This window comes from Streptomyces sp. NPDC057474, assembly GCF_042802555.1.
Classification (GTDB): Bacteria; Actinomycetota; Actinomycetes; order Streptomycetales; family Streptomycetaceae; genus Streptomyces.
This window is the reverse complement of record NZ_JBHVDX010000100.1, coordinates 1-26,050: the sequence shown is the minus strand read 5'-3', so window position 1 is coordinate 26,050 and position 26,050 is coordinate 1. Positions and strand designations below refer to the sequence as shown.

The following is a 26,050-nucleotide window of genomic DNA, read 5'->3' as shown; positions in this document are numbered from 1 at the left end:
AACGGGATCGTTGATGTCACGAGGTCGGACCGATCTCGCAGGTCAGGCGCATACAGCGATGACTGACGACAGCGATGACAGCCATGACAGCGAAGGAAGATTCCCATGAAGGCCCTGCTCGGCTCGAAGCCCGTCCTGTGGTTCCTGCTCCTGTTCAACCTCGCCGTCGCCGCGGCCGCCCCCTTCGTCGTCGACGGCGCGCAGGGCATTGCCACGGCCGTCGGCATGGGCGTCGTCTCGCTGGGCGCGGGTGTCAGCCTCCTGCGCAGCGGCCGGGGGCAGCGGCAGCGCGCCTGAGCGGTCTCCCACGCGGCGATGAGTTTCGGCGGCGCGCCCGGTCTGTGTGTACGAGATGGGCGAGGGCCGCCGCACCGAAGCCCCCGACGTTCTCGCTACCGGGTACGCCGATAGGGCCCGCCCGCCCTTCAGTTGAGCTGTCGAAGCCTCCGCCCACGACTCTCGGCGACCCGAAGCGCCTCGCCGAGCGCCTCGGTCAGTCTCTCCGCCAGGAAACGGAGTTCACCGCGTGGCATGTCGGGCAGCACCTCGCGCGCATGGCCGAGAAGCTCCGCCCCCATGCCGAGTTGGATGGCCTCCGTGGCATCGGCCAGCCGGGACACCGCTCCGCCCTCCTCGTCGGTGACGAGATAACAAGGCTTCCCCTCGCCCCCGGCCCACGGCAACAGCCGCACCTCTTCCCTCTCCGCCGCCGCCATCAGGCCGCCACCTCCATCCCGTGACTCCAGTACGACCCGGGTATGGCGGTGACATACGGGCGTACGGCGACGGTGGCGGCGCCATCGAGGCGGCCGTGGAAGCCGTAGGGGCTGCGGTGGACCGGCAGCGTGGAGTGGGGAACCGGGGGCGGAAGGGTGGGTACGAGCGGGGCAGGCGGATGCGCGCCGGGGCGGGCGACGCGGCGGTGGACGCCGGTGGGGTTGAGCGCGAGGCTCACCCAGGCGAGGAGTCGACCGATAAGGTCGGTCACTGTCATCAACTCCGTCGATTGCGCGGTTGGTGGCCATGCCCCCGGACGGCTCGCACCCGTAGCGGGGGTTTCCTGTGCCCACTGTAGCGGCAGTAGACCGTGGTGTACTAGGGCCTATCAGGGATCGCACTGGTGTCCTCAGTATGGGCATGGTGGTGTAGTGATGCAGTTCGTACCAGACATTCCACGCTGGCGGCAGGTCGCCAAGGTCATCCGCGAGCGGATCGAGGACGGGACCTACCCGCCACGCACCCGGGTGCCGTCCGTTCAGCAGATCATCGCCGAGTTCGGAATCGCGACCGCCACCGCGCAGAAGGTGCTCCAGAATCTGCGCAAGGAAGGCCTCACCTACACCGAACCCGGCCTCGGCTCCTTCGTCGCCCAGAACCCCCCGGCGACGGCCCCCACAGAGAGCGAATGACCACCGTGCTCGTACTCATACTGTCCGCCCTCGTCCTGCTCGTCATCGGCGGCTGCGTCTGCGTCTACTGGACGGCGCGGGGCGACGCTCCGGGCTGGGCACGCGGCGTGGCGAGGACGACCGAAGTCGTGAGTCAGCTGGTGCTCAAGGCGAACAAGAACTCCAGCCCCCGGAACAACGGGGACGACTAGCTACAGCCGACCAGGCTGGCCTGCTCGGCGAGAAACCCTCGCACAGAGCCCCTACTCCTCCGTCACCTCGTTCGACATCCGGCTGACGGCCGGCCGGATCCTCGACGCGTTGAGGGAGCACGGGAATGCCTGATCTCTCCGAGAGACAGCGCAAGGCCGGCTCGACGCGGGTGGGCGTCGGGCCGGCCTTTTCCGTGGTGTGAACCGGTGCGGACCGGTGTCAGTCCGTGCCGGACTCCATCGCCGCGCGGTCCAGCAGCGCGTCCTCCTCGGAGACCTCGCCACGGGAGGCGATGGCCTCGGCGCCGCCCTGCGGCAGCTCCGGCATGGTGCCGATCAGCCCGGTGGCGGCGGCCTGGGAGGCGCCGATGGTGGGGCTGCCGGTGCCGATCAGGCCGAGGCCGGCGTACTGCTCCAGCTTGGCGCGCGAGTCGGCGATGTCGAGGTTGCGCATGGTGAGCTGGCCGATCCGGTCCACCGGGCCGAAGGCCGAGTCCTCGGTGCGCTCCATGGACAGCTTGTCCGGGTGGTAGCTGAACGCCGGGCCCGTGGTGTCGAGGATCGAGTAGTCCTCGCCGCGCCGCAGCCGGAGGGTGACCTCACCGGTGACGGCCGTGCCGACCCAGCGCTGCAGGGACTCCCGGATCATCAGGGCCTGCGGGTCCAGCCAGCGGCCCTCGTACATCAGCCGGCCGAGGCGACGGCCCTCGGAGTAGTACTGCGCGAGGGTGTCCTCGTTGTGGATGGCGTTGACGAGGCGCTCGTACGCGGCGTGCAGGAGGGCCATGCCGGGGGCCTCGTAGATGCCGCGGCTCTTGGCCTCGATGATGCGGTTCTCGATCTGGTCGGACATGCCGAGGCCGTGGCGGCCGCCGATGGCGTTGGCCTCCATCACCAGGTCGACGGCGGAGGCGAACTCCTTGCCGTTGATGGTGACCGGGCGGCCCTGGTCGAAGCCGATCGTCACGTCCTCGGTGACGATCTCGACCTCGGGGTCCCAGAAGCGGACGCCCATGATCGGCTCGACGGTCTCGACGCCGGTGTCCAGGTGCTCCAGCGTCTTGGCCTCGTGGGTGGCGCCCCAGATGTTGGCGTCGGTGGAGTACGCCTTCTCCGTCGAGTCCCGGTAGGGCAGCTGGTGGGCGACCAGCCACTCGGACATCTCCTTGCGGCCACCGAGCTCGGTGACGAAGTCGGCGTCCAGCCAGGGCTTGTAGATCCTCAGGTGCGGGTTGGCGAGCAGGCCGTAGCGGTAGAACCGCTCGATGTCGTTGCCCTTGAAGGTCGAGCCGTCGCCCCAGATCTGGACATCGTCCTCCAGCATCGCCCGGACCAGCAGCGTGCCGGTGACGGCACGGCCGAGGGGGGTCGTGTTGAAGTACGCCCGCCCGCCGGAGCGGATGTGGAACGCGCCGCAGGTCAGCGCGGCCAGGCCCTCCTCGACCAGCGCGGCCCGGCAGTCGACCAGGCGCGCGATCTCGGCACCGTAGGTCTTCGCGCGGCCGGGCACCGAGGCGATGTCGGGCTCGTCGTACTGGCCGATGTCGGCGGTGTAGGTGCACGGGACGGCACCCTTGTCGCGCATCCACGCGACCGCGACCGAGGTGTCGAGCCCGCCCGAGAAGGCGATGCCGACGCGCTCGCCGGCCGGAAGAGAGGTGAGGACCTTGGACATAGAAATATTATGCATGCCAACGCATGATCATGCAAAGCCGGTCCCGGTGACGGCCCTCACGTCACACGTCCTCGGCCCTCACACACCCCCGTGCGCTCCGGTCAGGCGTCGCCCGGTCAGGCGTCGCCGAGTTCGGTGAACAGGGTCAGCTGCAGGTCGCCGGGGGCTTCGAGGCGGGCGTTGAGTGAGTTCCAGGGGGTGCGGGTCGGTTCGGCGATCACCTCGGCGCCGGCCGCCGCCAGTTTCGCCGTGGTCGCGGTCGAGTCGTCCACCTGGAAGGCGACCCGGATGTGACCGGCCACGCGACGGCCGACCTCCACGTCGTCGATGAACGCCGCGTGGTTCGGATCGGTGATCTCCAGCGTCGCCCGGCCCGCTTCGAGGATCGACACCCGCCCGCCGTCGGACGAGAACGCCGCCCGCTCGGGAAGACCCAGCACATCGCGGTAGAAGTGCAGCGCGGCGTCGTAGTCGGCGGCCGTGACGACCAGCCGGAGTTCACGGACGGCGGGTGCGGATTCGTCGGACACAACAGCTCCTGGATGACTGCGAGTTGGGCGGTGGGAGAGTGATTGTAAAGTCACCGGTCATGGCCGAGGACTGGCGGAACGACCGGATCGGGAGCGCGCTTCGGAGCCGGAACCCGACGGTGCTGCGGAGGCTCACGGCAGGGTTCGCGGTGATCGGCGACGTGCAGTTCCTGCCCGGGTACTGCGTACTGCTCGCGGACGACCCGGCAGTGGGGCGGCTGTCGGAGCTGCCGGGGGAGAAGCGGAAGGCGTTTCTGGCCGACATGGACCGGCTGGGCGAGGCCGTCGAGCGGGCCTGCGGGCGGCTGGATCCGGCGTTCCGGCGGGTCAATCTGGAGATCCTCGGGAACACGGACCCGTTTCTGCACGCGCATGTGTGGCCCCGGTACGAGTGGGAGCCGGCGGAGCTGGTCGGCAGGCCGGTATGGCTGTACCCCCGCGAGCGGTGGAGCGACGCCCGGTACGCGCTCGGGCCGCGCCACGACGAGCTGCGCGAGGCGATCGGCGACGAGCTGGACCGCCTCGCGAGCCGACCGGACCCCTCGCCGCCCCGCGAGCCGACCGGACCCCTCAGAGGAGACCCGTCGGCAACGTGACCCCCGCCCCCGCCAGGTGCCGTAGCGCCGCCGCGATGGAGTGGCAGTCGAAGAGGGCCGAGTGTTCGTCGCCCGGGGCGGGCCGGGGAAGGCCCAGCGCCTGCCACAGCCGGCCCGAGTTGGCGGCTGCCGTGGCCGGGGCAACGGCGTTCAGCCAGGGGCGGATGTTGAGGAAGCCGGGCGTGAGGGCGTTGTGCTTGATCTCCTCGCCCCGGGCCCGGGCCCAGCCGATGTTCTCGCCGAGGACGAGCATGTCGTTGCCGTAGGAGAGGACGGACTGGCCCTGACAGAAGGCGAGAAAGTCGCTCAGGGCCTGGGCGGGTGGAAGGCCGTCCAGGTCGACGGCCCGCTGGTCGATGCCGGTGAGGTCGGTGAAGAACGGCGAGAGGCCCGGGTTCACCACCGGCCGGACCAGCGTCTCGTACTCCTCGACGACGGAGTACTCCTCGCTCATCCGCAGCGCGCCGATCTGCACGATCTCCCGCAACTGGCCGGGAGCCGACCAGTCCTGTTCCATGGCCCCCGGCCAGGTCGTGAACTCCAGGTCGAAGATGACGAAGGTGGGCAAAACGCTACTCTCCCTGTGGTGCGAGGGCGGTTACGAAAGCGTTCTACCCACCAGCGGCCTTCAGTTCAGGGACTTCCGGGGGTTCAGGACCCGTTCGGGGCCATCGGTCGGCCCCCGGTGGACAGGTCCACGCCCAGCAGGCCGTCCGGGAGGATCCGACCGGCGTCCGCCGCCGCGATCCCGGACTTCAGCGCCGCCCCGGAGCCCTCCGCCGAACCCGCGCCCGGCTCCTCCCCCTCGTCCGGCGTGGGGCACAGCCCCTTGACGAGATGGACGTTGATCGCCTCGTCGATCGGGCTCGGCTCCAGGGCCGTACCGTCCTCGTTGAGGCGCTGGTACTTCATCAGGTTCCAGCCCATGGAGAGCTGGCGCTTACCGTCCGCGCTGGTGAGGCTGATGGTGCCGGCGCCGAAGACCCCGCCGTCGTGGCCCCAGAAACGCCCGCAGCCGGGGAGGTCGAGGGTGTAGATGCCGAGGCCGTAGTCGATGGCGGCGCCCGGTGCGACCTCCATCGGGACCGTGCGCTGCATCTCCGCGAGGGACGCCCGGCTGACGAGGTCGCCGGTGAGCAGCTTGCGGTAGAAGCGGTTGAGGTCGTCGGTCGTGGAGACGATCGCACCGGCGGTGTAGGCCCAGGACATGTCGTAGACGCTGTAGTCGCGGGGCGGGTCGATGAGCCCGTAGAAGGACTCGTACATCTTGGCGTGCGGGCCCTTGATGTACGGGGTGCGCGGGTACGAGGTGTTGTCCAGCCCGGCGCGGTCGATGACGTTGCGGGTGATGTACGTCGACGCCTTCTGGCCGGTGACCCTCTCCAGGATCAGGCCGGCGACGACGTAGTTGGTGTTGGAGTACGAGCCGGGCTGCGCGCCGGGGCTGCCGGTGGCGTCGGCGGCGAGGCCCAGCCGCACCAGTTCCTCGGGGCCGATCGAGCGGAAGCGACCGTCGTCGAGGCTGGTGGTGGAGTTCTGGGCGAGGGAGGGGAAGGCGCCGAGGACGTAGTCGCCGATGTGGCTGGTGTGGTTGAGGAGCATGCGTACGGTGATGGCGTCGCCGCGTTCCCGGTCGGCGCCGCTCCCGTCGAACAGCTCGGGGACGTAGTCCGTGACCGGTGCGTCGAGGCTGATCCGGCCCCGCTCCACCTGCTGCATGATCGCCACCGACGTGAACGTCTTGCTGATGCTGCCGATACGGTGCCGCATGTTCGGCGTGACCTTGCGCCCCGTGTCCACGTCGGCCAGCCCGGACGCGCCGGTCCAGCGCTCCCGGCCGTCACGCACCGACGAGTACGTGCCGTACATCCCGGCCTCGCGGATCGCGTCGAGCGTGTCGCGCAGCTCGGCCCGGTCCAGCCCGGTGGGTGCCGGGGCCGTCGTCGCGGTTCCGGGCGCGGCCGACACGGTCGGCGCCGCCGTGACGAGCAGGAGTGTGGTGCCCAGAGCGGTCCCGACGAGACGTTTGATACGCACGGCTTGTCCCTCGTTTCTGACGTTCGTGACGTGCCTGACGTTCCGATGGCCCCGGCCGGTCAACTCCCGGGCCCTGTCAGGCGATTGTCACGAACTACCGGTGCGCTCTACATCCTTCTCGTGGACGATCATCTTCACGGCGGGGCCATGACATGTGTCATGGCCCCGCGAACGTCGGTGAAGGGTGAGTTTCAGAAACCGTAGCGGGACTTCATGTGGCGCCAGAAGTCGCGGAACATCCACTTGTCGAACTCGGTGATCTGGGTGGCGCTGCCGGCCTTCATCAGGAAGCAGCACTGGCCGGTCGGGGTCCAGTCGTAGAAGTCGTCGAGGCCGAAGGTGTGGCCGACCTCGTGCAGGTAGATGTGGATGTTCTCCTGGTTGAGGGCGCCGGTGAAGTAGGAGCGGCCCATCCGCTGCCCCCAGTCGCCGCCGGCGCCGCCGCCGAAGCCCTCGGTGAGCCAGAGGGACTGGTCGTAGTGGCGGGCGGCGCCGCCGGGACAGCGGGAGTAGTTGCCGTCCTGGTGGAAGAAGCGGCCGCAGTCGGGAGCGCACTGCGGGGCTCCGGCGCCGTCCAGCATGTTGGTGTAGATGTCGACGGAGTTGTCGCTCCACTGGAGGGTGGAGCGGTTCTTCACCGCCCAGCCGACGATGTTGACGGGGACGTTGGTGTACGGCCAGGCGTTGTGACCGGCGCCGTTGTCGACCATCGCCGCCATCCACTTGCCGAACTGCTTCTTCAGCGCGGCGTGGATCTGGTCGCGCAGGGCGGTGCTGACCGGCTGGTCCGACTCCCAGCGGACGCAGTAGTTGACGCTTCCGCGGTTGGCCATGATCTGGTCCCAGCCGTAGTTGCGGAAGCCGTACAGGTTGCCGTACGTGGACTCGACGTGATTCCAGACCTCGCCCAGAGGCTGGACCAGGTTCGAGGGCGGGTTCCAGACGGCCGCGGCGGCGGTGACCGCCGCCTCGGCCCGGGCTTCCGTCTGCTGAGCCTGAGCGGACCGGTCGTTCGCCGCCTGAGCGACGGACGGGGTGGTCAGGCCGGGTGCGAGCAGCACGGCCAGGACGGCGGTGACCACGGTGAGCAGTCTCGCGATATGGGTGTGTGGGGTGCGCATGGTGAACTCCCTTGGTGGGGGCGGGATTTCACGTGCCCTTGCTTCACCCCTCTGTCGCCGCCGACCGCCCCGGAGGTTGCCTCCCGGAACCCCCGGCGTCCCCGGACTCCCCCGCCTCCCCGAACCGCGCCAACGCCACCCCGCCCCCCACACAGCCCACGAACCCGACGACGGCCAGCCACCCGTACCCGTCCCGCGTCGCGTCGCCGAGCCACGCCACCCCGAACACGCCCGGCCAGACGGTCTCGCAGATCACCATCGCCGCCGTGGCCGCCGTCACCGAGCCGGACTGGAGGGCCTGGACGAGGAGGAGATAGCCGCCGAGGCCGGAGACGACCACGGCGTACGCGGACGGCTGGGCCAGGACGGCGGGGACGGTCGCGTCCGGCAGCAGGCGTACGGCGATCGCGGTGAGGCCGAAACTCAGGCCCGCCGCCCCGCCCAGCACGACGGCCCGGCCCCGCCGCAGCCGGCCGCCCACGACCCAGCCGCCCGCCACCACCAGCACCGACGCGACCAGCACCGCCACCCGCAGCCCGGTGTCCCCGTGTCCGTCGCCCGCGCGCCCGGCGGCCACCGCGAGCGTCGCCAGCCCCAGGCACACGACGGCCACGGCACCCCACTCGGCCCGCCGCAACCGCAGCCCCAGCACGGCCGTGCCGACCACCGCCGTGACCGCCAGCGACGCGGCGACCGCCGCCTCCACCAGGAACAACGCCACCAGCCGCAAGGCCACCACCTGCGCCGCGAAACCGAGCGTGTCCAGGCCCGCCCCGGCAAGGAAGGGCCAGCCGCGCAGGACCTCGACCACGGTCCGCCCCCGGCCGCGCGCACCCCCGGCCGCCTCCGCTGCCGCCGCCCGTCGCGCGCCCAGCGCCTGCAGCACCGTCGCCGTACCCATGCACACCGCCGCACACAACGCCCACGCCACACCCGCCACCATGGGGGCACCGTAAGCGGCAGGAGGGGCGGCGGCCGGGCGACACCAGGGCGGGCCCCCAGGTGGCGTCACGGCTCCACCCGCACGACCGCTCCCACCCTCACGACCGCACAAAGTCCGACAGAGTCATTGATCCGCTTCTGTTCGAAGTCCTAGGGTGGGCCCGGTTTTTCAACAACATCGGACAGCAACCGACGCTCCTCAGTAGATGCACCCCCCATGTCGTCGCGAGGAAGGCCCCGGCAATGCACCACCCGCACCCGCACCCCGTAAGCCGCCGTCGACTGCTGGAGGGCGGCGCCGCCCTCCTCGGCACCCTGGCCCTCACCGGCGGCGACGCGTACGCGGTCCCCCGCAGTGAGGCGAAGGCCGACGGCACCCCCGAGTGGTCCGGCAACATGGCGCTCTTCCAGGTCGGCGCCGAACCGCCCCACACCACCCTCATGCCGTACGCGGACGTCAGACAGGCGCTCACCGGCGACCGCACCCGCTCCCCGTACCGGCTGAGCCTCGACGGCAAGTGGAAGTTCGCGTACGTGGACCGGCCGGGCGACCGGGACGAGGATTTCTACCGGACGGACGTCGACGACAGCGACTGGGACACGATCCCGGTGCCGTCGAACTGGCAGCTGCACGGCTACGACTTCCCCATCTACATCAACATCACCTACCCGTGGTGGGGCCCGAACGGCCTCGGCGAGGAGGCGCAGCCGCCGAACGCGCCGACCCGCTACAACCCCGTCGGCCAGTACCGGCGCAGCTTCAACCTCCCCAAGGACTGGACGGCCGGCGACCGCCGTACCTTCCTGCACTTCGAGGGCGTCAAGTCGGCCCACTACGTGTGGATCAACGGCGCACTCGTCGGCTATCACGAGGACTCGTACGACCCGGCCGAGTACGACATCACCGAGCACCTCAAGCCGGGCACGAACCAGATCGCGGTCGAGGTCTACCGGTACTCGGACGGCGACTGGCTGGAGGACCAGGACATGATCCGGCTGAGCGGGATCTTCCGCTCGGTCTACCTCTACTCCACCCCCGCCGTGCACCTGCGCGACTTCAAGCTGGACACCCCGCTCGGCGACGGCTACACGAGCGCCGAGTTGTCCGTCACCGCGAGCGTCCGCGCGTACGAGGCCGGGCACGAGGGGTCGTACTCGGTCGAAACCCAGCTCTACGACGCCCGGGGCCACGCCGTCTGGTCGCGTCCCCTCGTCCAGTCCGTGGCCGTCGCCGCCTCCGCGACCGGCGAGGACGTGACCGTACAAGCGAGCAGGTCTGTCCCCTCACCCGAGCTCTGGTCGGCCGAGCACCCCACCCTCTACACGGCCGTGCTCCGCCTCCGCGACCCGCGCGGCAAGGTCGTCGAGACCCTGTCCCACCGGGTCGGCCTGCGCGAGTTCGCGCTCAAGGACGGGCTGATGCGGATCAACGGGCAGCCCGTCTCCTTCCGGGGCACCAACCGGCACGAGATGCACCCCGACCGGGGCATGGCGCTCACCCGCGCCGACCTGGTCGAGGACATGGGCATCATCAAGCGGCTCAACATCAACACCGTCCGCACCTCGCACTACCCGAACAACCCGCTCTGGTACGAGCTGGCGGACGAGTACGGGCTCTACCTCGTCGACGAGACGAACCTGGAAACCCATGGCATCCGGGACCGTTTCCCCGGAAACAACGCCGACTGGACGACGGCCTGCGTGGCCCGCGCCCGGAACATGGTCCACCGCGACAAGAACCACGCCTCCGTCGTCATCTGGTCCCTCGGAAACGAGGCGGGCGGCGGCTCCACCTTCGTCGCCATGCGCGACTGGATCGAGTCGTACGACCCGACCCGCGTCATCCAGTACGAGGGCGACGACCGGCCGACGATCAGCCAGATCCGCTCGGAGATGTACGACAGTCCGCAGCGGGTCGAGCAGCGGGCGAAGGACACCTCGGACACCCGGCCGTACGTGATGATCGAGTACTCGCACTCGATGGGTAACTCGACCGGCAACTTCAAGAAGTACTGGGATCTCATCCGGCGCTACCCCGTCCTGCAGGGCGGCTGGATCTGGGACTTCGTCGACCAGTCGCTGACCTGGCCGATCCCGCGGCTGAAGGTGTTCACCGATGCCGGCCCCAGCGGGTTGCAAGGTCAGCTCCTCACCGCCGCAGGAACGTTCAGCCGCGACAAGGGCCTCTCCGGCGCCACCGGCTTCACCCGCGACCCGGCCCTCGACCTCACCGGCTCCCTGACGCTGGAGGCCTGGGTCACCCCGCATGTCACCGGCGGCCACCAGCCGATCATCGCCAAGGGCGACACGCAGTACGCGCTGAAGCAGTCCAACCAGAGCATCGAGTTCTTCATCCACGGCGGCGGCCAGTGGGTCAGCGTCAGCTGGGGACTCCCGGCCGACGGCTGGACCAGCCGCGAACACCACGTGGCCGGTGTCTTCGACGCCGGGGCCGGGTCCCTCACCCTCTACGTCGACGGCGAGGTGAAGGCGACCCGCACCACGACCCGGCGGCCCGGCGTGAACACCGCGCCGCTCGCGCTCGGCACCGACACGGACAACCCGACGCGGGAGTTCAGCGGCACGATCCGGCGGGCCCATGTGTACGCGCGCGCCCTGACCGGGGCCGAGCTGGCCTCCGACGGCCGTGGGCCCGGCGACGACGGGGTGCGGTTCTGGTTCGACGCGGCGACGGTCGAGGTGACGGAGCGGAAGAAGGAGGGATTCGCGAAGGAACGCTCGTTCTTCGCGTACGGCGGTGACTGGGGCGACAACCCCAACGACGGAGCGTTCGTCGCGGACGGCATCGTCAAGGCCGACCGGGGCCACACCGGCAAGGCGGCCGAGGTCAAGCGCATCTACCAGGCCGTCCACGCGAAACCGGCCTCCGGCGACACCCTGACCTCGAAGACGGTCACCCTCACCAACGAGTACCTCTTCACCAACCTCCGCGAACTCGACGGCAGTTGGACCCTGGTCGCGGACGGCAAGAAGGTCCAGCAGGGCCGCCTCACCCGCGCCCAGCTGGACATCGGCCCCCTCTCCACCAAGGACATCACCGTCCCCTTCCGCCTCCCCTCCTCCCCCGCACCCGGCACCGAGTACTTCCTCGAGCTCTCCTTCACCACCAAGGACGCCACCCCGTGGGCCAGGTCCGGCTTCGAGGTGGCCCGGCAGCAGCTGCCGGTCGACGCGGGCAGCCCGGCGGTGACACCCGTACCGCTGGCCGACGTCCCGGTCCTCACGTACGAGGAGAGCGCCGAGGCCGTCATGGTCACCGGCAAGGGCTACCCGGGCCGCTTCTCCGTCACCGTCGACAAGGCGAGCGGCACGATCACGTCGTACAAGGCAGGCGGCACCCGGCTGATCGCCTCCGGCCCCGTGCCCAACTTCTGGCGGGCCCCCACCGACAACGACCACGGCAACGGACAGCACACCCGCAACCAGACCTGGCGGGACGCGGGCACGAACCGCAAGGTCACGGGCGTGACCGTGCGCGCCCTCGGCGAACGGGCCGTGGAGATCAAGGTCAGCGGCACGCTCCCGACGACCGCCGAGTCGACGTACACCACCACCTACACGGTGTTCGGCAATGCCGAGATCAGGGTCGACAACACCCTGCACCCGGGCGCGGCCTCCCTCCCCTACATCCCCGAGATCGGCAACCTGCTCCTCCTCAACCGCCGCCTCGACCGCCTGCACTACTACGGCCGCGGCCCCGAGGAGAACCACTGGGACCGCAACAACGGCACCGACGTGGGCCTCTACTCCGGCGAGGTCGCCGACCAGTGGTCCGGCTACATCCGCCCCCAGGAGAACGGCAACAAGACCGACGTCCGCTGGGCCGCCGTCACCGACCGCGACGGGGTGGGCCTGCTGGTCTCCGGCGACTCACTGATCGAGATCAACGCCTCGTACTTCACCCCGGAGGACCTGTCGACGGGCCTCCGCCACGACTACCACCTCACCCCCCGAGACACCGTCGTCCTGCGCGTCAACCACCGCCAGATGGGAGTCGGCGGCGACAACAGCTGGGGCGCCCACACCCACGACGAGTACAAGCTCTTCGCCAACCGCGACTACGCGTACACGTACCGGCTGCGCCCGCTGACGGACGTGGAGGGGGCGACGACGGCGTCGAGGAGGCCGACGGCGACGCAGTAGCGGGCAGGACTGAGTCGGCGTAGCGGCATACGACCACGACAAGCGCTCGGCCGGGCACTCCCGGCCGAGCGTCTCGCCGGGCCTGCCCCGACTACCGGGCCGACATCAACTCCGCTTCTCACCGAGCGCTGTACGCAACCAGTCCAGAGACCCGGTCGCCAGCACCGCGTCAGCGAGTTCGTTGGCCGACTTCGTGGTGAGCCGTCCGCGACTCTTGTCGATCCAGCGCTCCCCGACTCGGCGTGTCCGTGTTCCCGTCATAAGACCCGACCGCCGAAGCTCGACGTCGAGCCCTTCCGGGCTCGGCGTCTTCGCTTTGTGACCGGTTCAAAAACCACCCGTGTCACAGCCGTTGACTTCCTTCTCTCCCGGCTCTACTTTCGGCCAGCCACTATGTTCGGCGAGCCGATCCTTGTTCGAGATATCGACCCCCGGATATCCATCGAAGGAGCCGCATGTCCCCCCCTCCCCGCACCAACTCCGTGGGCTTCAAGCGCCGTTGCAGAACGGCCGCCGTACGGGCCCTCGCCCTGGCGACGACCGCGGCGGCCGCCCTGCTCTTCGCGCAGCCGTCGAGTGACACCGCCGCACCCGTCACCGAGCTCAACGCCGCACCAGTGGCAGTGACGGATCGTCAGATCCCGGTCCCCGAAGCCCCGATGGGCTGGGCCTCCTGGAACGCCTTCGCCGCGAAGGTCGACTACAACGTGATCAAGCAGCAGGTCGACGCGTTCGTCGCGGCCGGGCTGCCCGAGGCCGGCTACGAGTACATCAACATCGACGAGGGCTGGTGGCAGGGCACCCGCGACAGCGCGGGCAACATCACCATCGACGAGGCCGAGTGGCCCGGCGGCATGAAGGCCATCGCCGACTACATCCACAGCAAGGGCCTGAAGGCGGGCATCTACACCGACGCCGGCAAGGACGGCTGCGGCTACTACTTCCCCACCGGCCGCCCCGCCGCGCCCGGCAGTGGCAGCGAGGGCCACTACGTCCAGGACATGACGCAGTTCTCGAAGTGGGGCTTCGACTTCGTGAAGGTCGACTGGTGCGGCGGTGACGCCGAGGGCCTCGACCCGAAGACGACCTACCAGGCGATCAGCGACGCCGTGGCCACCGCGACCGCCACCACCGGCCGTCCCCTCGCCCTCTCCCTGTGCAACTGGGGCTACTCCAACCCCTGGAACTGGGCACCGGGCATGGGCCCGATGTGGCGGACGAACACGGACATCTTCTACCACGGCCAGGGCCTGACGTACGCCGGCATGCTGACGAACTACGACCGGAACGTGCACCCCACGGCCCAGCACACCGGCTACTACAACGACCCCGACATGCTGATGATCGGCATGGGACTCACCGCCGCCCAGGACCGCACCCACATGAACCTGTGGGCGGTCTCCGGAGCCCCGCTGCTCGCCGGCAACGACCTCTCCACCATGACCACCGAGACGGCGAACATCCTCAAGAACCCCGAGGTCATCGCCGTCGACCAGGACCCCCGCGGCCAACAGGGCGTCAAGGTCGCCGAGGACACCACCGGCCTGCAGGTGTACGGCAAGGTCCTCTCCGGGAGCGGCAACCGCGCGGTCGTCCTCCTCAACCGCACCTCGACCACGCAGAACATGACCGTCCGCTGGTCCGACCTCGGCCTGACGAACGCGGCCGCGACGGTCCGCAACCTGTGGAGCCGTACGAACGTCGGTACGCCCGGCACCAGTTACACCACCAGCGTCCCGGCGGGCACCTCCGTGATGCTCACGGTCAAGGGCGGCACCGAGCAGTCGTCGAGCACGTACACCGGCACGTCGAGCTTCTCGGGAGTCGTCGCCGGAAACACCGGCCTGAACACGGTCGACGTCTCCTACACCAACAACACGTCGTCGGCCCGCGTCGGGACGCTCACCGTCAACGGCCAGACGCCGACGAAGGTCTCCTTCCCGCCGACCGGCTCGTCCCCCGGCAACATCTCCGTCGCCATGTCACTGACGAAGGGCAGCGCCAACACCATCGCGTTCTCCGGCGCCCCGACCCTCGAAGGCATCGTCGTACGACCGCTGCCGGGCACCAACGGCACGCTGATCACCGGCACGGGTTCCGGCCGCTGCGCGGACATCAACGACAACACCATCACCAACGGCACCGACGCCCAGCTGTGGGACTGCACCGGCGGCCAGAACCAGGCCTGGACGTACACCTCCCGCAAGGAACTCGTCGTGTACGGCAACAAGTGCCTGGACGCCTGGGACCGCGGCACCTCCAACGGCACCCGCGTCGTCATCTGGGACTGCCACGGCGGCACCAACCAGCAGTGGAACGTGAACAGCGACGGCACGCTCGTCAACGTCAACTCCGGGCTCTGCCTGGACGCCTACAACGCCGCCACCGCGAACGGCACGAAGCTCGTTCTGTGGTCCTGCAACGGTCAGAACAACCAGAAGTGGAGCCAGACGTGAGCCCCGTGACCCCTGTGAACGGAACCGCTCCGGACGCGAGCGGGTTCTCCCGCCGTACGTTCCTCGGCATGGCCGCGACCGTCCCCCTGGCCGCGACCGGCGCGCTGACCCTCGGCGCCGGCACCGCCCACGCCGCCGACTCGGCGTACGCGATGGTCTACTTCACCGAGTCCAACACCATGCTGGAGGCCAACTACGGCCTCCACCTGGCCGTCAGCCAGGACGGCCTGAACTGGACCCCGCTGAACCAGAACGCCCCCGTGGTCACCCCGACCCTCGGCGCCGGTGGCCTCCGCGACCCCTTCGTCATGCGCAAGCAGGACGGTACGTTCGTGGTCCTCGCGACGGACCTCTCGGGCACCGACTGGACCCGCAACAGCGTGTACATCCACGTCTGGGACTCCACCGACCTGCGCACCTTCACCGGCTACCGCCTGCTGAAGCTGCACAACATGACCACCACCCACAGCTGGGCCCCCGAGGCCTACTGGGACGCCGCACGCGGCCAGTACGGCATTCTCTACTCCTCGGTGAACAGCAGCGGCCACAACGTCATCATGGTCAGCTACACGACCGACTTCGTCACGACGACCAGCCCCCAGGTCTTCTTCGACCCCGGCTACGACATCATCGACGGCAACCTCACGGTCGGCGTGAACGGCGTCAACTACCTCTACCACAAGGTCAACCAGACCCTGGTGGGCGCCCGCTCCACGACCCTCACCCCCGGCAGCTTCACCCCGTTCAGCACGGCGGCGTCCCACGGCGGCACAGAGGCCCCGACGGTGGTGAAGTCCCTGACCTCCAGCTCCTGGTACCTCTGGGGCGACACATACACCCCCAACGGCGTCTTCTACGTCTGGCAGTCGAGCGACCTGGCCGCCGGCACCTGGACGGCACTCGACCAGAAGCTCTACACCCAGCCGCTCAACTCCAAGCACTGCGGCATCCAACCGATCACGTCGACCGAGTACAGCAACCTGCTGACCAAGTGGGGCGCCCCCACCTGGAACCGCCTCAAGTCCTACAACTACCCGTCCCGCTACGTCCGCCACAGCGGCTTCGTGGGCCGCATAGACGAGTACCCCTTCGACCCGTTCCCGGACTCCCAGTGGAAACTGGTCCCGGGCCTGGCGGACTCGTCTTCTGTCTCCTTCCAGTCGGTCAACTACCCGACCCGCTACCTCCGCCACTACAACTACAACCTCCGCCTCGACGCGAACGACGGCACATCGACCTTCGCCGCCGACGCCACGTTCACCCGCGTCTCCGGCCTCGCGGACTCGACGTGGTCCTCCTTCCGCTCGTTCAACAACCCGACGCGCTACATCCGCCACAGCGGATACGCGTTGCGGATCGACCCGATCTCGACGACGACGGAACGTGCGGACGCGACGTTCCGGGTGGGCTACTGAGGTAGTAGTCGGTCATGCATGCCGCCGGGGCCCGCGCGAACGGGCCCCGGTCGGCACCCGCGTCATGGCTGGTGGGCAACCCGTAGGTGTCGCCGTTCGGCGAGCTCCGCCGCGCTGAGCACGGTCAGAAGCGGGGCACCCGGCGGCGCGAACATGGTCACGACCAGCTGCGACTGTGCGTCGGGGAGGTTGTTGGCGCCCTGGTAGTGGACCACGTCGCCCCCGGGCTCGAACACGGCGTCCCCGGCCTTGAGGACCCGGGGCAGCTGCCCTTCCAGCTCGAAGAGGATCTCGCCCTCGGTCACATAGCCGAAGAGCGGCCCGGGGTGCCGGTGCGGCGGCGCGCCGGGGTCACCGGGCGGCAGGGTGACCCGGACGCTCCTGGCCTCGGCACCGCCCGGGATCAGGGCCGCCGCCTCCGGCAGGGTCGTGATCACCTCGATGCCCGGCGGCAGGTGTGCGTGCTGAGCGCTCATGTACTCCTCCAAACAGAGACCGTCCGCAATGAGGACAGGACGACCGCCCCGCTTGTGACAGCCGTGACAGCCCAGACGGCCTGCCCCACGCGGCGAACCTTTGGGCGGTCTCCCACGTCTCAGTACCGATCGCGGTCCCGCCGACACGGAGACCCGCGCGGCGCACGAATGGACCGGGAGGCACACATGGGCGGCCGGACGCACGCAAGGACCAGCGCAGCGGTATCCATCGCCACCGCCCTGGTGGCCCTCGGCACCCTCCAGGGATCAGCGGCCGACGCCCAGAATGTGGAGGCCGTATCGTCCCCTTCGAGGATCTGCCACGGCACCCAGCCGAAAGGCAGCCTCACCGGAAACGCCAGGGACGGCTTCCCGGAGGAGACCCCTCTGGACCGCACCCTGGGCTACGTGGACAAGCTGGCCACCGGCCGCCACTCCGCGATCTACACCGGCATGGCCCTGGACGACGAGACAGCCACCCTGGACGTCTACCGCATCCCCTCCAAGCCCTTCGACACCGCCGTCTGCGAAGCGGCCGAGAAGGGCGTGACCATACGCCTCCACGACCGCGACATCAACGAGAAGGACCTCAACACCCTCCTCGACCTCATCAGCGAGGACATGAGCCGCTGGGACGGCACCTTCAACCTGCGCGAGGCCGGCCTGGACGGCACCGGCTTCATCGAGATCGGCGTGGACGACCCCAACACCGCAGAACCCATCCTCCGCGAGGCCCTGGGCGAGCGAAACGCCAAGTACCTCCGCGTCGAGTACGCCCCGCAGGCGTACTTGCTCTGACCCGGATCCCGCCGGATCCCGCCGGAGCCGCCGGATCCCGGTCGGCCGGAAGCCGGGATGCAACCCCCCTGAAGATCCGCTATAGTTGATCACGAGCCGCTCACCGGAACACAAACTTCGGTAGTACTCAATGCGTTGGTGGTCCAAGGAAAGACGCCCCGCTTCCTGCGGGGAAATGCAGGTGCAAGGCCTGCCCGGCGCTCCAGTACAAGAACCCCACTTCGCTCAATGCGAAGTGGGGTTCTTGCGTTGTACGGGGCTGACAGTCGCCCCACCATCGACCAGAGCCGCCGCCGACCTGCGGTTCTTGCTCACGTTCCTGGATCCGCACATGGCGGAGATCGAACGGATGCGGGGAGATCTCACGCTGGGCCGGATCAAGGAGCGGTGGACGAGCTGGCGGGGCCGCGCGATCGAACCCCTGGTCCGGGAATCCCTCGCCCGCCTCCTGCCGGACGGGCACCTGCCCGCCGCCCCCGCGATCGGCGCCTACTGGACCCGCAGCAACGCTGTCGAGATCGACCTGGTGGGCGCCGACCGGCAGCCGGTGTCCAGGCAGCTGCTCTTCCTCGGCTCGGTCAAGTGGCCGGAGAACTCCGCGTTCGACAACCACGACCTGGCCGCGCTGCAGAAGCACCGGGCGTCGATCACCGACGAGCCCGGCCTGGCGCAGGGCGTGAGCGGGTTCCATAGAACGTTGTCATGGGGTGACGGTTTCAGCCTTGTGCAGCAGCCGGGCCAACAGCAGGGCGCCTCCGGCCGCCACCCCCACCGCTCCGACGGCCATGAAGCCACCGTTGGAACGCCACGACAGCACCGACCACCGTGACTGCGCGGAGAACAACGACCCTGTACTCAGCCACGACCCGGTTGAGATCAGCGACAGGGAGGAACCGATCGAGCCGACCGACAGGGCACTCCCGATCGAACCGACCGACAAGGCCGAACCGACGGATCCCACGGAGAGCACCGATCCGACCGACCCGATCGACAACACGGAGTCCTGCGACCACAACGACAGCACCGAACCAGAGGAGGCACGACGGACCGAACGTACGGACAGCTTCGTCATGAGGCCATCCTGCCCGTTGCCCGTCCCCGGACAGAGCCTTCCGGCCGCCACAGCTGGAACGCGTGTCGGCGGCAACCCCGCCGAACGTTGCCGGCCCGCCCGGCGTCTCAGAGGTACAGCGTCTTCGAAGGGGGCCACCACCATGCCGACGACCACTGCCGTACGAGTCCGTCACCGTGCTCTGCCCACCGCTGTGATGGCCGGAACATTGATATGGGCACTCTCCGCGTGCGGGGAGGAGTCGACGGCGGCGAAGGGGCCGACGACGACGAAGGGCTCGGCGCCCGCTTGGGAGGAGCCCTCCGCGTACAGCTACACGCTGAAGTCGAGCGAGGGGGAGCGGTCACTGATCGGGACGTTCAAGGTGACGGTCCGGGACGGGAAGATCGTGGAGGCCGCCGGGGTCGACGAGAGCGGCCGACGGGTGGTGGAGCAGGAACTGTCCGAAGTTCCCACCATCGCCGGGCTGTTGAAGAAGGCGGAGACGGCACGGGAAGAGGGCGCCGACGTCGTGGAGGTCGAGTACGCGAAGGACGGCCGTCCGACCAGCATCTCCATCGACCGGGAGGAGGACGCGATCGACGACGAGGAGGCGTACGCCCTCAGCGACTACGAGGCGCTCGGCTGACTCAGGTCCCGGATCGTGCCGCCCACCTTGGCCTTCAACGGCTCCAGCACGTCGGGCTTGGCGGAGATGGCCCAGCGCGGGCCGACCAGGTACTTGCCGCCGTAGATGGCGGCGGACTCCAGCCACACCTCCTTCAGCTCGTCCTTGGGGAAGGTGGTGATGAGGTAGTCCCCCTCAGCGGTCTGACACACGCCCTCGCGCAGTTCCTCCGCCTCGGTCCGGATCTTCACCTTGCACCCCGTGAGCTGAGCGATCACCTCAACCTTGGCCGGCGCGACCACCGCGGCGACAGGACTGGACTCGTCCGTCTCCTTGCCCGAGGCCTTGTCACTACCGTCACCACCACTGCACGCCGCCATCAAGGGCAGGACAGCCAGGCTCGCAGCCAGCGCGACGCCACGCGACAGCTTCCTCACCACGTCCTGATCTCCGTTCGCCTTCTACGCACCGAGTGCACTCGGCAAGGGGTACGTGTAACGCCTGCGGATTGCTCAATCTCGGGTACCCCCGGAGGCGCGACCTCGGCCGCCACTTCCTTGGAGTGCAGCAGCAGGCAAAAAACTTCGTCCCTGCCCCTAGGCGCACTGCGTCCCACAACTGCCTTACACCCCGTGACCGCGTCGCAGGACCTGGTCGCTCGGGACACGGGATTGAGCGGGGACCGCCGAGGGGCGGCCCCCGTCACCCGCCGACGTGGTCGACGCCGGAGCGCCGAACCCGTCACGGGCTCTGCCTTCACCGTGTCAGGTGTTGCCTCCCCGGTTGAGCCACGCGCGGACCGAGCCGCCGCCGTAGACCAGGACGTAGTCCGCCTTTCCGTCCCCGCTGATGTCCCGGAACGCGGACTTGTCCCCCGGATAGCCCGTCGCCCTCACGAAATCGAGGTGCTCGGTGAAGCGACGTCCGTCGGGGCCGGTGCCTTCCAGGCCGTTGTTGATGTAGGCGTGCACGGACCCGTCGCCGCCCACCATCAGGTAGTCGGCCCTGCGGTCCCCGTTGACGTCGGCGAGGCGCAGCTTGTCGCGGGAGCCGTAGGAGACTCCGGGGGCCCAGTTCAGCACCTCCTCCCAGCGGTACCAGCCGTCCTCGGTCGGCAGGTTGAGGTAGGCGTGAACAGCTCCGCTGTCGCCGACCCTCAGGTAGTCGTCGCGGCCGTCACCGTTGACGTCGGCGAACCGGACGGCTTCGCGGCGGACGCCGGTGACCCCGACCTTGATGCTCACAGCGAACTCGTTCCACGTGATCCTGCCGTCCTTGACGCCCTTGTTCTCCTGGTAGACCAGCCATCCGTCAGAGGAGCTGTTGATCAGCACAAGGTCGTCACGGCCGTCACCGTTGAGGTCGGCGAACCTGAACCGCTCGGCGTCGTCCACCGTGATGCCGGTGCTCACCTCGACCCAGTGGGGTTTCCCGGGCTTGGCGTGGGTGTTCAGGGCGATGCGCATCGGGCCTTCGTCGGGGATGCGCACATAGTCGGCGCGCTGGTCGCCGTTGAAGTCGGCGAGGTCGGTGCGGCCTTCGGGGCTGGTCATGCCGGGGGCGACGACTCCCAGCGAGCGCCAGCCGGGACCGGCCTTGCTCCCGGACTCGGACTCGGCGGGGCACTCCTGTCCGTTGCCGGAAACGGGGTCCTTGATCCAGCCGAGGTAATGGGCTCGCCAGATCGCGTTGCCGAACACCTCGGCCATCTTGCGGTACCCGGCGTCGTTGGGATGCGCGCCGTCGACCTCGGCGACGGGCACCATGTCCATGGGCGCCAGCAGAACGTGCTTGCCCTTGTCCTGCCGCTCCTTCACCAGCCCGGGAAGCGCGGCGTTGAAGGCGTCGATCCGGGGCTGCATGCCCGGCTTGGATGCCGGTATGACGCTGGCGAGGATGACGACGGTCTCGGGTGCGTCCGCGAGGATCTGGTCGATCAGGGCACCGGCCCGGCGGGGCGCGTTGGGCAGGTCCCACTGCTGGTTCATGTCGTTCAGGCCGACGTGCAGCGTCACGATGTTGGGGCGGAGGGCGGGGACGGTGCAGTCCACCCGCTCCATGATCTCGTCGATCCGTTCACCGGAGACACCGTCGTGGTCGGGATCGGGCAGGTTGCCCGATCGCTGGTCGCCCACGAAGTCCCTCCGGTACCGCGAGCCGTCGATCTCGACGTAGGGCAGCGCGCCGGTGTGGAGCGGCTCGCCCACCAGGTCGTCGTAGAGCTGGAGCCGGTAGCCGTTCTTGTCGGTGCTGTTCTCGCCGAACGTGGTCGAATCGCCCGCGGGGTCCAGCACGATGTCCTCGCGAAGCGGCGGCTGCAGGACCTCGCCACTGGCCCGCACCCCGCCGACCTGCACGGGGTAGTGATCCGAACCGGCGCCGTCGAGCCGGTACGCCGGGTAGTCGGCACCGACATCACGCGAGGCGACCGCGTAGTCCAGCTCGTACCCGGTCTGGTGCGTCGCTTCCTCGCTGTCGTAGAGGTAGGCGAGGGTGCTGGTGCCACGCTGCGTGAACCCGGCCGGCGTGACGTTGAGATCACCCCCTACTGTCCACGTGTAGTTCCGGTTCGCGTTGACGGACCACCAATAGACTTCGCCGGCGATCGCGTCGATCATGCCTGTGGAGTCGCCGCCACCGCCGGACAGACCGTGGAAACTGAAATACCAGTCGTCTCCGAACCGCACGCCCAGTGCCGTACGACCGCGGTTGACCGGGTTGGTCACCACCTGAACCTCATCCGGTTCGGCGTGGCTCAGGATGGCGGTGTTGACCCGGCCGCCCACGGCGGTTCCGCCGTTGCTGTCGGTCTGCAGGAAGTAGATGTGGGCCGGGGCCGGTTGCGTCCTTTCAGTGCCCCAGGTCCAGCGGGTGTGGGTGACGGTCTCGTTCCCACGGGTCAGGGTCTCGACCGGGCCGATTCCCGGCCGGTTGGAGTGGGGCGGCGGTGTGGGCCCGACCTCCTGGAGCATCATGAGCGGCACCTGCGGAGCCAGCCTCGCGACGGTGTCCGTCCACTTCCGGCCGCCGCTGGAGCCTTGCATGTTCCAGGTGATGAAGGGTGTCTGCTCCAACGGGGCGGCGTGTACGCGGGTGGGCACGGGTTCGGCGATCACCAGCACCGTCGCGGCGATCACCGTGGCCATGAACCACGTCCATAAGCGTGTGATCGCCTTGGGCGATCCGGTCATGTCTTCTCCTGCTGCCGAGTCCTGTGGGGATATGAACACCCATCACATCACCCACACTCTGCCCACTTTCACTCCCGGAACGGGGCCGGGTCGCCTTCGTACGCCTCTCGGTTGCTCTGGGTTCCGTCCGCCTCGTAGTGCACGAGCACGATCCGCGAACGGTCGAACATCCAGAAGTCTTGTACCCCACCAAGGGGGTTGGGGCGATCGGTCAGCCGGTGGGGGCGTCACCTGTGGTGGCGGGCCTTTCGGCGACGAAGGAGCCCATGCCCGGGGTCGTGGTGATCAGGCCTTCCGTCCGCAGAGCAGCCGTCACCTTGCGGACGGTGACGCGTGCGACTCCGAACTCCTGCTCCAGTCGGACCTCGGAGATCATCGTTCGGGGCGGGTACTCGCCGGTCGCGATCCTCGCTCGAAGGACCTCGGCGATCTGCACCCACTTGGGCCTGGTCGGGTCAAACTCAGTCACGGGCTGACTGTAGGCATCGAAAGACATGCGAACAACATAGAGACTTACACTAGCTAATAGCTATAGACAGGCATAGCTTGGCTCACAGAAAACCCCGGCGAGGTGGCTAGACCTCCCGGGGCATGACCAACGCTGGATGAGGAGCGTCGACGATGCTCGACCTTATCCGCCGTAGCGCCCTGTGGCTGCGGCTTCTGTTCACTCCCGGTACGGGCAGGCGGCGGGCCGGTGTCCGTCTCGTCGTCGTGCCACCACCCGCCGACTGGACGGAGACGCCCCCGACCGCACTCCCGGCGCATCGATCCCCGTACGGGTTCGACGAGCACTTCGACGGCGCCGCCACCATCGCCGTGCGCCCCTACCTCGCCGCCCACGAGCAACGGCTGCGGCGGCGGGAGTTGGCCATGGCGGCGATGGGGTTGGACATGCCCGGGTCGTACTGGATTCATGGGGTGGAGGTCGCCTGATGGGGGCGGAAGCGGCGGGTGAGGTGCGGCTGTTGCCCTGAGCCGGGGACGAGGGAACGGCCTGTTGTCTCGTCACCGATGGGGAAGGTGGGCCCGTGTCTCGGCTGGCCGATGTCCCTGGGAAGCGGAGAAGGACCGCAGCGACCTCCGCCCGGCCCGGACGCATCGTCTCCGCGATGGCACCACCGCGGGCCCGCAACGCGGAGGCGTCCGCAGGCGCCGGACGCCTCGCTGGAGTCTTCTGGCTTCGCGCCACGCCGAGACCGGTGTTCACCCCCTCGCCGCTCCCAGAGGGCGAGACCCCCGCGTCCTGGAGATCCTGATCGCAGCGGGATCCGACCGGGCTCCCCCACAACATAAGGAACCTGTCGTGCGATTCGCACCCAAGGCGGGCAGCGTGCTCACCGCGGTCGGGCTGGCCCTCGGGCTTGCCACGATCCCTGCCCCCGCCCACGCCGCACCGATCACCTGTGACGAGGCGGCCCTCGTGGATGCCATCGACGCCGCCAATCTGGCGGGCGGCGGCACCATCGACCTGACCCCGGACTGCGTCTACTCCCTCGACACGGTCGAGCCTGCTGTCGGCGGCAGCGGACCGAACGGACTGCCGGTGATCACCGAGCCCATCACCATCAACGGCTCCAACGCCGTCATCGAACGCGCCACCGCGACCGGCACCCCGAAGTTCCGCATCTTCGAGGTCGGCGGCACGGACGGCAAACTCACCCTCAACAGGGTCAACCTGCGCAACGGCAACCCCACCGTCGACGGCAGCGAGGACGGCGGCGCCATCCTGGTCAACGCCGGCCGTGTCCTGGCCGTCAACAGCAGCAACCTGACCGGCAACACCGCTCAGGAGGGTGGCGCCATCGCTTCCCTCAGCGGAAGCAGCACCACGATCTCCAGCAGCACGGTGAGAGACAACACCGTCTTCTTCGGCGGTGGCGGCCTCTACAACCTGGGCGGCAGCGTCACGGCCCGCTCCAGCGTCGTGTCGGACAACACTGCCCATCACGGCAGCGGCATTCACAACCTCGGCACCCTGAACCTGCAGTCCAGCGTTGTGCGCAACAACTCCGCCCCGCTCATGGGAGGCGTGGGGGGCGGTGTCTACAACACCGGCACCGCGACGATCAGCAGCAGCAGCGTGCAGAAGAACACCGCCGGAATCGGCGGCGGCCTCTTCAACCTCACCGGCTCCATGATCGTCAACTTCAGCTCCATCAACGGCAACAGCGCGGAGAACGAGGGCGGCGGGATCCGCAACTACGCCACACTCAGCCTCAACTCCACCAGCCTCTCGAACAACAAGGTCACCGCCGCGGGCTCCCAGGGCGGGGGGCTCTACAACGGCACGGGCACTACGACTCTTACAGGCAGCTTTGTGACGGGCAACGGCGCCGTGCTCGAAGCCGGCGGCATCTTCGAGAATCCCGGCAGCACGGTCAACCTGGTGAGCAGCTTCGTTTTTGGCAACACACCCGACAACTGCCGACCCCCAGGAGCCGTCCCCGGCTGCACCAACTGACCAGCCGGGGGGAGAACCGGGCATGGCGGCAGCCGGCGCTGCCGCCATGCCCTCCAGGCGCCTGGCGGTCCTCGGCGCACAGGGCCGCGTCCACCGCGCCCTGCAGGTGGTGGAGGCTGTCGCCCGCCGCCGACCAGGTGGTGGTGTAGACGGTGACGGTTCCGGCGCCGGTGGTGGAGCGGCCTGCCGCCACCGAGTTGCGGTGCCCTCGCTCTCTCGGCGTTCACCGTCCCGGCCGCTCATGCCGACGGTGACACGACGATCACCGATGTCGTCGTCAACGGCGGGGCCGAACTCGCGCTGGGGCCCACGGCACCCGAGACCTTCAAGGTGAGCGTCACGGCGCGGGACGACTCGGGTATCGACGGGATGAACCTGCATGTGGGGCTGCCGAGTTACCTGTACCTGGCGTCGGACCGGGGGCTCACATGCACCGCGAAGAGCGCTACGACCTCGACGTGCACCGGGTCCTGGACGATCAACACGAGCAGCTTCTACGGCAACGGCCCGGCCGACGACCCCTGGTACGTCCACGCCACGGTGGATGCCAAGGACGGCGACTGGATCATCACGGACAGGGCCGACACCTTCACCGTACGGCGGCTCGCCAAGCTGAGCGTCAACGCCGCCCCCGAGCCGGTGAAGAAGAACGCCAAGCTCACCGTCACCGGCAAGCTGACCCGCGCCGACTGGGAGACCCACAAGAACGCGGGCTACTCGGGACGGTCGGTGAAGCTGCAGTTCCGTAAGAAGGGCAGCGCCACGTACAGCACCGTGAAGACGGTCACCAGCGGCGGCGGCGGCGCGCTCAAGGCCACCGTCAAGGCCGCCGCCGACGGCTACTGGCGCTGGACCTTCGCCGGCAACAGCACCACCTCGACGGCCAAGGCCACGGGGGACCACGTC

Annotated in this window: 26 protein-coding genes, 1 tRNA gene and 2 pseudogenes; 14 read left to right on the top strand and 15 right to left on the bottom strand. The window is 68.9% G+C overall.

Annotated features, from left to right (window positions below; genetic code table 11):
• The first annotated feature begins 105 nt into the window (after positions 1–105).
• Positions 106–297 carry a hypothetical protein gene (locus ACFU53_RS25905; RefSeq protein WP_383996938.1) on the top strand — a complete coding sequence of 64 codons (192 nt, stop codon included), beginning with the start codon at positions 106–108 and terminating at the stop codon, positions 295–297.
• A 128-nt stretch (positions 298–425) separates the two neighbouring features.
• Here ACFU53_RS25905 and ACFU53_RS25900 read toward each other — a convergent pair whose 3' ends face one another.
• Positions 426–716, bottom strand: a complete 291-nt coding sequence (locus ACFU53_RS25900; protein ID WP_383996935.1) for a hypothetical protein — start codon at positions 714–716, stop codon at positions 426–428.
• Positions 716–988, bottom strand: coding sequence for a hypothetical protein (locus ACFU53_RS25895; RefSeq protein WP_383996932.1), 273 nt, complete (start codon positions 986–988; stop codon positions 716–718). The genes ACFU53_RS25900 and ACFU53_RS25895 overlap by 1 nt, the downstream gene beginning before the upstream one ends.
• Before the next feature lie 163 nt (positions 989–1,151).
• On the opposite strand from ACFU53_RS25895, the gene ACFU53_RS25890 reads away from it, so the two are divergent.
• Both ACFU53_RS25890 and ACFU53_RS25885 read left to right on the top strand, forming a co-directional pair.
• Positions 1,152–1,409 carry a GntR family transcriptional regulator gene (locus ACFU53_RS25890; RefSeq protein ID WP_383996929.1) on the top strand — a complete coding sequence of 86 codons (258 nt, stop codon included), beginning with the start codon at positions 1,152–1,154 and terminating at the stop codon, positions 1,407–1,409.
• Positions 1,406–1,600: a hypothetical protein gene (locus ACFU53_RS25885; RefSeq protein WP_383996926.1), complete on the top strand. Its 195-nt coding sequence runs from the start codon at positions 1,406–1,408 to the stop codon at positions 1,598–1,600. The genes ACFU53_RS25890 and ACFU53_RS25885 overlap by 4 nt, the downstream gene beginning before the upstream one ends.
• 220 nt (positions 1,601–1,820) lie before the next feature.
• Here the strand turns inward: ACFU53_RS25885 and argG are convergent, their stop codons facing one another.
• Together argG and ACFU53_RS25875 are read right to left on the bottom strand one after the other, a co-directional pair.
• Entirely contained in the window at positions 1,821–3,275 is a 1,455-nt protein-coding gene (gene argG / locus ACFU53_RS25880) for an argininosuccinate synthase (protein ID WP_383996923.1), read from the bottom strand.
• Between the two features lie 116 nt (positions 3,276–3,391).
• Entirely contained in the window at positions 3,392–3,805 is a 414-nt protein-coding gene (locus tag ACFU53_RS25875) for a VOC family protein (RefSeq protein ID WP_383996920.1), read from the bottom strand.
• 59 nt (positions 3,806–3,864) lie between these two features.
• Here ACFU53_RS25875 and ACFU53_RS25870 point away from each other — a divergent pair, with 59 nt between their 5' ends.
• A complete protein-coding gene (locus ACFU53_RS25870) occupies positions 3,865–4,401 on the top strand; it encodes an HIT family protein (protein ID WP_383996917.1) in 537 nt (178 codons plus the stop codon).
• Here the strand turns inward: ACFU53_RS25870 and ACFU53_RS25865 are convergent.
• From ACFU53_RS25865 to ACFU53_RS25850, 4 genes are all read right to left on the bottom strand, one after another.
• Complete coding sequence (locus ACFU53_RS25865) at positions 4,376–4,969, bottom strand: exonuclease domain-containing protein (protein WP_383996914.1); 594 nt, start codon at positions 4,967–4,969, stop codon at positions 4,376–4,378. The two genes, ACFU53_RS25870 and ACFU53_RS25865, sit on opposite strands and share 26 nt — an antisense overlap.
• 83 nt (positions 4,970–5,052) lie before the next feature.
• The gene (locus ACFU53_RS25860) at positions 5,053–6,438 is read right to left on the bottom strand and encodes a serine hydrolase domain-containing protein (protein ID WP_383996911.1); all 1,386 of its coding nucleotides are present in this window, start codon (positions 6,436–6,438) and stop codon (positions 5,053–5,055) included.
• A gap of 191 nt (positions 6,439–6,629) precedes the next feature.
• On the bottom strand, positions 6,630–7,559 hold the full coding sequence (locus tag ACFU53_RS25855; RefSeq protein ID WP_383996908.1) for a hypothetical protein: 930 nt from the start codon (positions 7,557–7,559) through the stop codon (positions 6,630–6,632).
• Between the two features lie 43 nt (positions 7,560–7,602).
• The gene (locus tag ACFU53_RS25850; RefSeq protein ID WP_383996905.1) at positions 7,603–8,502 is read right to left on the bottom strand and encodes a hypothetical protein; all 900 of its coding nucleotides are present in this window, start codon (positions 8,500–8,502) and stop codon (positions 7,603–7,605) included.
• A 242-nt stretch (positions 8,503–8,744) separates the two neighbouring features.
• Here ACFU53_RS25850 and ACFU53_RS25845 point away from each other — a divergent pair, with 242 nt between their 5' ends.
• Positions 8,745–12,665 (top strand): glycoside hydrolase family 2 TIM barrel-domain containing protein, encoded by a 3,921-nt coding sequence (locus ACFU53_RS25845; RefSeq protein WP_383996902.1) that lies wholly within the window; start codon positions 8,745–8,747, stop codon positions 12,663–12,665.
• A 105-nt stretch (positions 12,666–12,770) separates the two neighbouring features.
• On the opposite strand, the pseudogene ACFU53_RS25840 reads toward ACFU53_RS25845, so the two are convergent.
• A pseudogene (locus ACFU53_RS25840) lies at positions 12,771–12,896 on the bottom strand (HAD family hydrolase); the annotation flags it as partial.
• Between the two features lie 224 nt (positions 12,897–13,120).
• On the opposite strand from ACFU53_RS25840, the gene ACFU53_RS25835 reads away from it, so the two are divergent.
• Entirely contained in the window at positions 13,121–15,121 is a 2,001-nt protein-coding gene (locus ACFU53_RS25835; protein WP_383996899.1) for a ricin-type beta-trefoil lectin domain protein, read from the top strand.
• 68 nt (positions 15,122–15,189) lie between these two features.
• A complete protein-coding gene (locus tag ACFU53_RS25830) occupies positions 15,190–16,536 on the top strand; it encodes a glycoside hydrolase family 43 protein (RefSeq protein ID WP_383996957.1) in 1,347 nt (448 codons plus the stop codon).
• Between the two features lie 62 nt (positions 16,537–16,598).
• Here ACFU53_RS25830 and ACFU53_RS25825 read toward each other — a convergent pair whose 3' ends face one another.
• A complete protein-coding gene (locus ACFU53_RS25825) occupies positions 16,599–17,012 on the bottom strand; it encodes a cupin domain-containing protein (protein ID WP_383996896.1) in 414 nt (137 codons plus the stop codon).
• 186 nt (positions 17,013–17,198) lie between these two features.
• On the opposite strand from ACFU53_RS25825, the gene ACFU53_RS25820 reads away from it, so the two are divergent.
• The 3 genes and pseudogenes from ACFU53_RS25820 to ACFU53_RS25810 form a co-directional block, all read left to right on the top strand.
• Positions 17,199–17,810 carry a hypothetical protein gene (locus ACFU53_RS25820; protein WP_383996893.1) on the top strand — a complete coding sequence of 204 codons (612 nt, stop codon included), beginning with the start codon at positions 17,199–17,201 and terminating at the stop codon, positions 17,808–17,810.
• A 132-nt stretch (positions 17,811–17,942) separates the two neighbouring features.
• Positions 17,943–18,015 (top strand) — tRNA-Gly (locus tag ACFU53_RS25815).
• Positions 18,016–18,108: 93 nt separating this feature from the next.
• Positions 18,109–18,471, top strand: a pseudogene (locus tag ACFU53_RS25810) (DUF234 domain-containing protein); the annotation flags it as partial.
• A gap of 39 nt (positions 18,472–18,510) precedes the next feature.
• Here the strand turns inward: ACFU53_RS25810 and ACFU53_RS25805 are convergent.
• Positions 18,511–18,882, bottom strand: coding sequence for a hypothetical protein (locus ACFU53_RS25805; protein ID WP_383996890.1), 372 nt, complete (start codon positions 18,880–18,882; stop codon positions 18,511–18,513).
• A gap of 142 nt (positions 18,883–19,024) precedes the next feature.
• On the opposite strand from ACFU53_RS25805, the gene ACFU53_RS25800 reads away from it, so the two are divergent.
• Positions 19,025–19,510, top strand: a complete 486-nt coding sequence (locus ACFU53_RS25800) for a DUF6174 domain-containing protein (protein ID WP_383996888.1) — start codon at positions 19,025–19,027, stop codon at positions 19,508–19,510.
• Here the strand turns inward: ACFU53_RS25800 and ACFU53_RS25795 are convergent.
• The 4 genes from ACFU53_RS25795 to ACFU53_RS25780 form a co-directional block, all read right to left on the bottom strand.
• The gene (locus tag ACFU53_RS25795; RefSeq protein WP_383996885.1) at positions 19,492–19,929 is read right to left on the bottom strand and encodes a hypothetical protein; all 438 of its coding nucleotides are present in this window, start codon (positions 19,927–19,929) and stop codon (positions 19,492–19,494) included. The two genes, ACFU53_RS25800 and ACFU53_RS25795, sit on opposite strands and share 19 nt — an antisense overlap.
• A 324-nt stretch (positions 19,930–20,253) precedes the next feature.
• Positions 20,254–22,680 (bottom strand): FG-GAP-like repeat-containing protein, encoded by a 2,427-nt coding sequence (locus tag ACFU53_RS25790; protein ID WP_383996882.1) that lies wholly within the window; start codon positions 22,678–22,680, stop codon positions 20,254–20,256.
• A gap of 68 nt (positions 22,681–22,748) precedes the next feature.
• Positions 22,749–22,895 (bottom strand): DUF6879 family protein, encoded by a 147-nt coding sequence (locus ACFU53_RS25785; RefSeq protein ID WP_383996954.1) that lies wholly within the window; start codon positions 22,893–22,895, stop codon positions 22,749–22,751.
• Entirely contained in the window at positions 22,892–23,149 is a 258-nt protein-coding gene (locus ACFU53_RS25780; RefSeq protein ID WP_383996879.1) for a GntR family transcriptional regulator, read from the bottom strand. Before ACFU53_RS25780 ends, ACFU53_RS25785 begins: the two co-directional genes overlap by 4 nt.
• 152 nt (positions 23,150–23,301) lie before the next feature.
• Between ACFU53_RS25780 and ACFU53_RS25775 the strand changes: the two genes are divergently transcribed.
• The 3 genes from ACFU53_RS25775 to ACFU53_RS25765 all read left to right on the top strand — a co-directional run.
• Positions 23,302–23,616: a hypothetical protein gene (locus ACFU53_RS25775; protein WP_383996876.1), complete on the top strand. Its 315-nt coding sequence runs from the start codon at positions 23,302–23,304 to the stop codon at positions 23,614–23,616.
• A 370-nt stretch (positions 23,617–23,986) separates the two neighbouring features.
• On the top strand, positions 23,987–25,144 hold the full coding sequence (locus ACFU53_RS25770) for a hypothetical protein (protein ID WP_383996873.1): 1,158 nt from the start codon (positions 23,987–23,989) through the stop codon (positions 25,142–25,144).
• A 330-nt stretch (positions 25,145–25,474) separates the two neighbouring features.
• Positions 25,475–26,050, top strand: a 576-nt coding sequence (locus ACFU53_RS25765) for a calcium-binding protein (RefSeq protein ID WP_383996870.1), incomplete at its 3' end; no start/stop codon positions are given.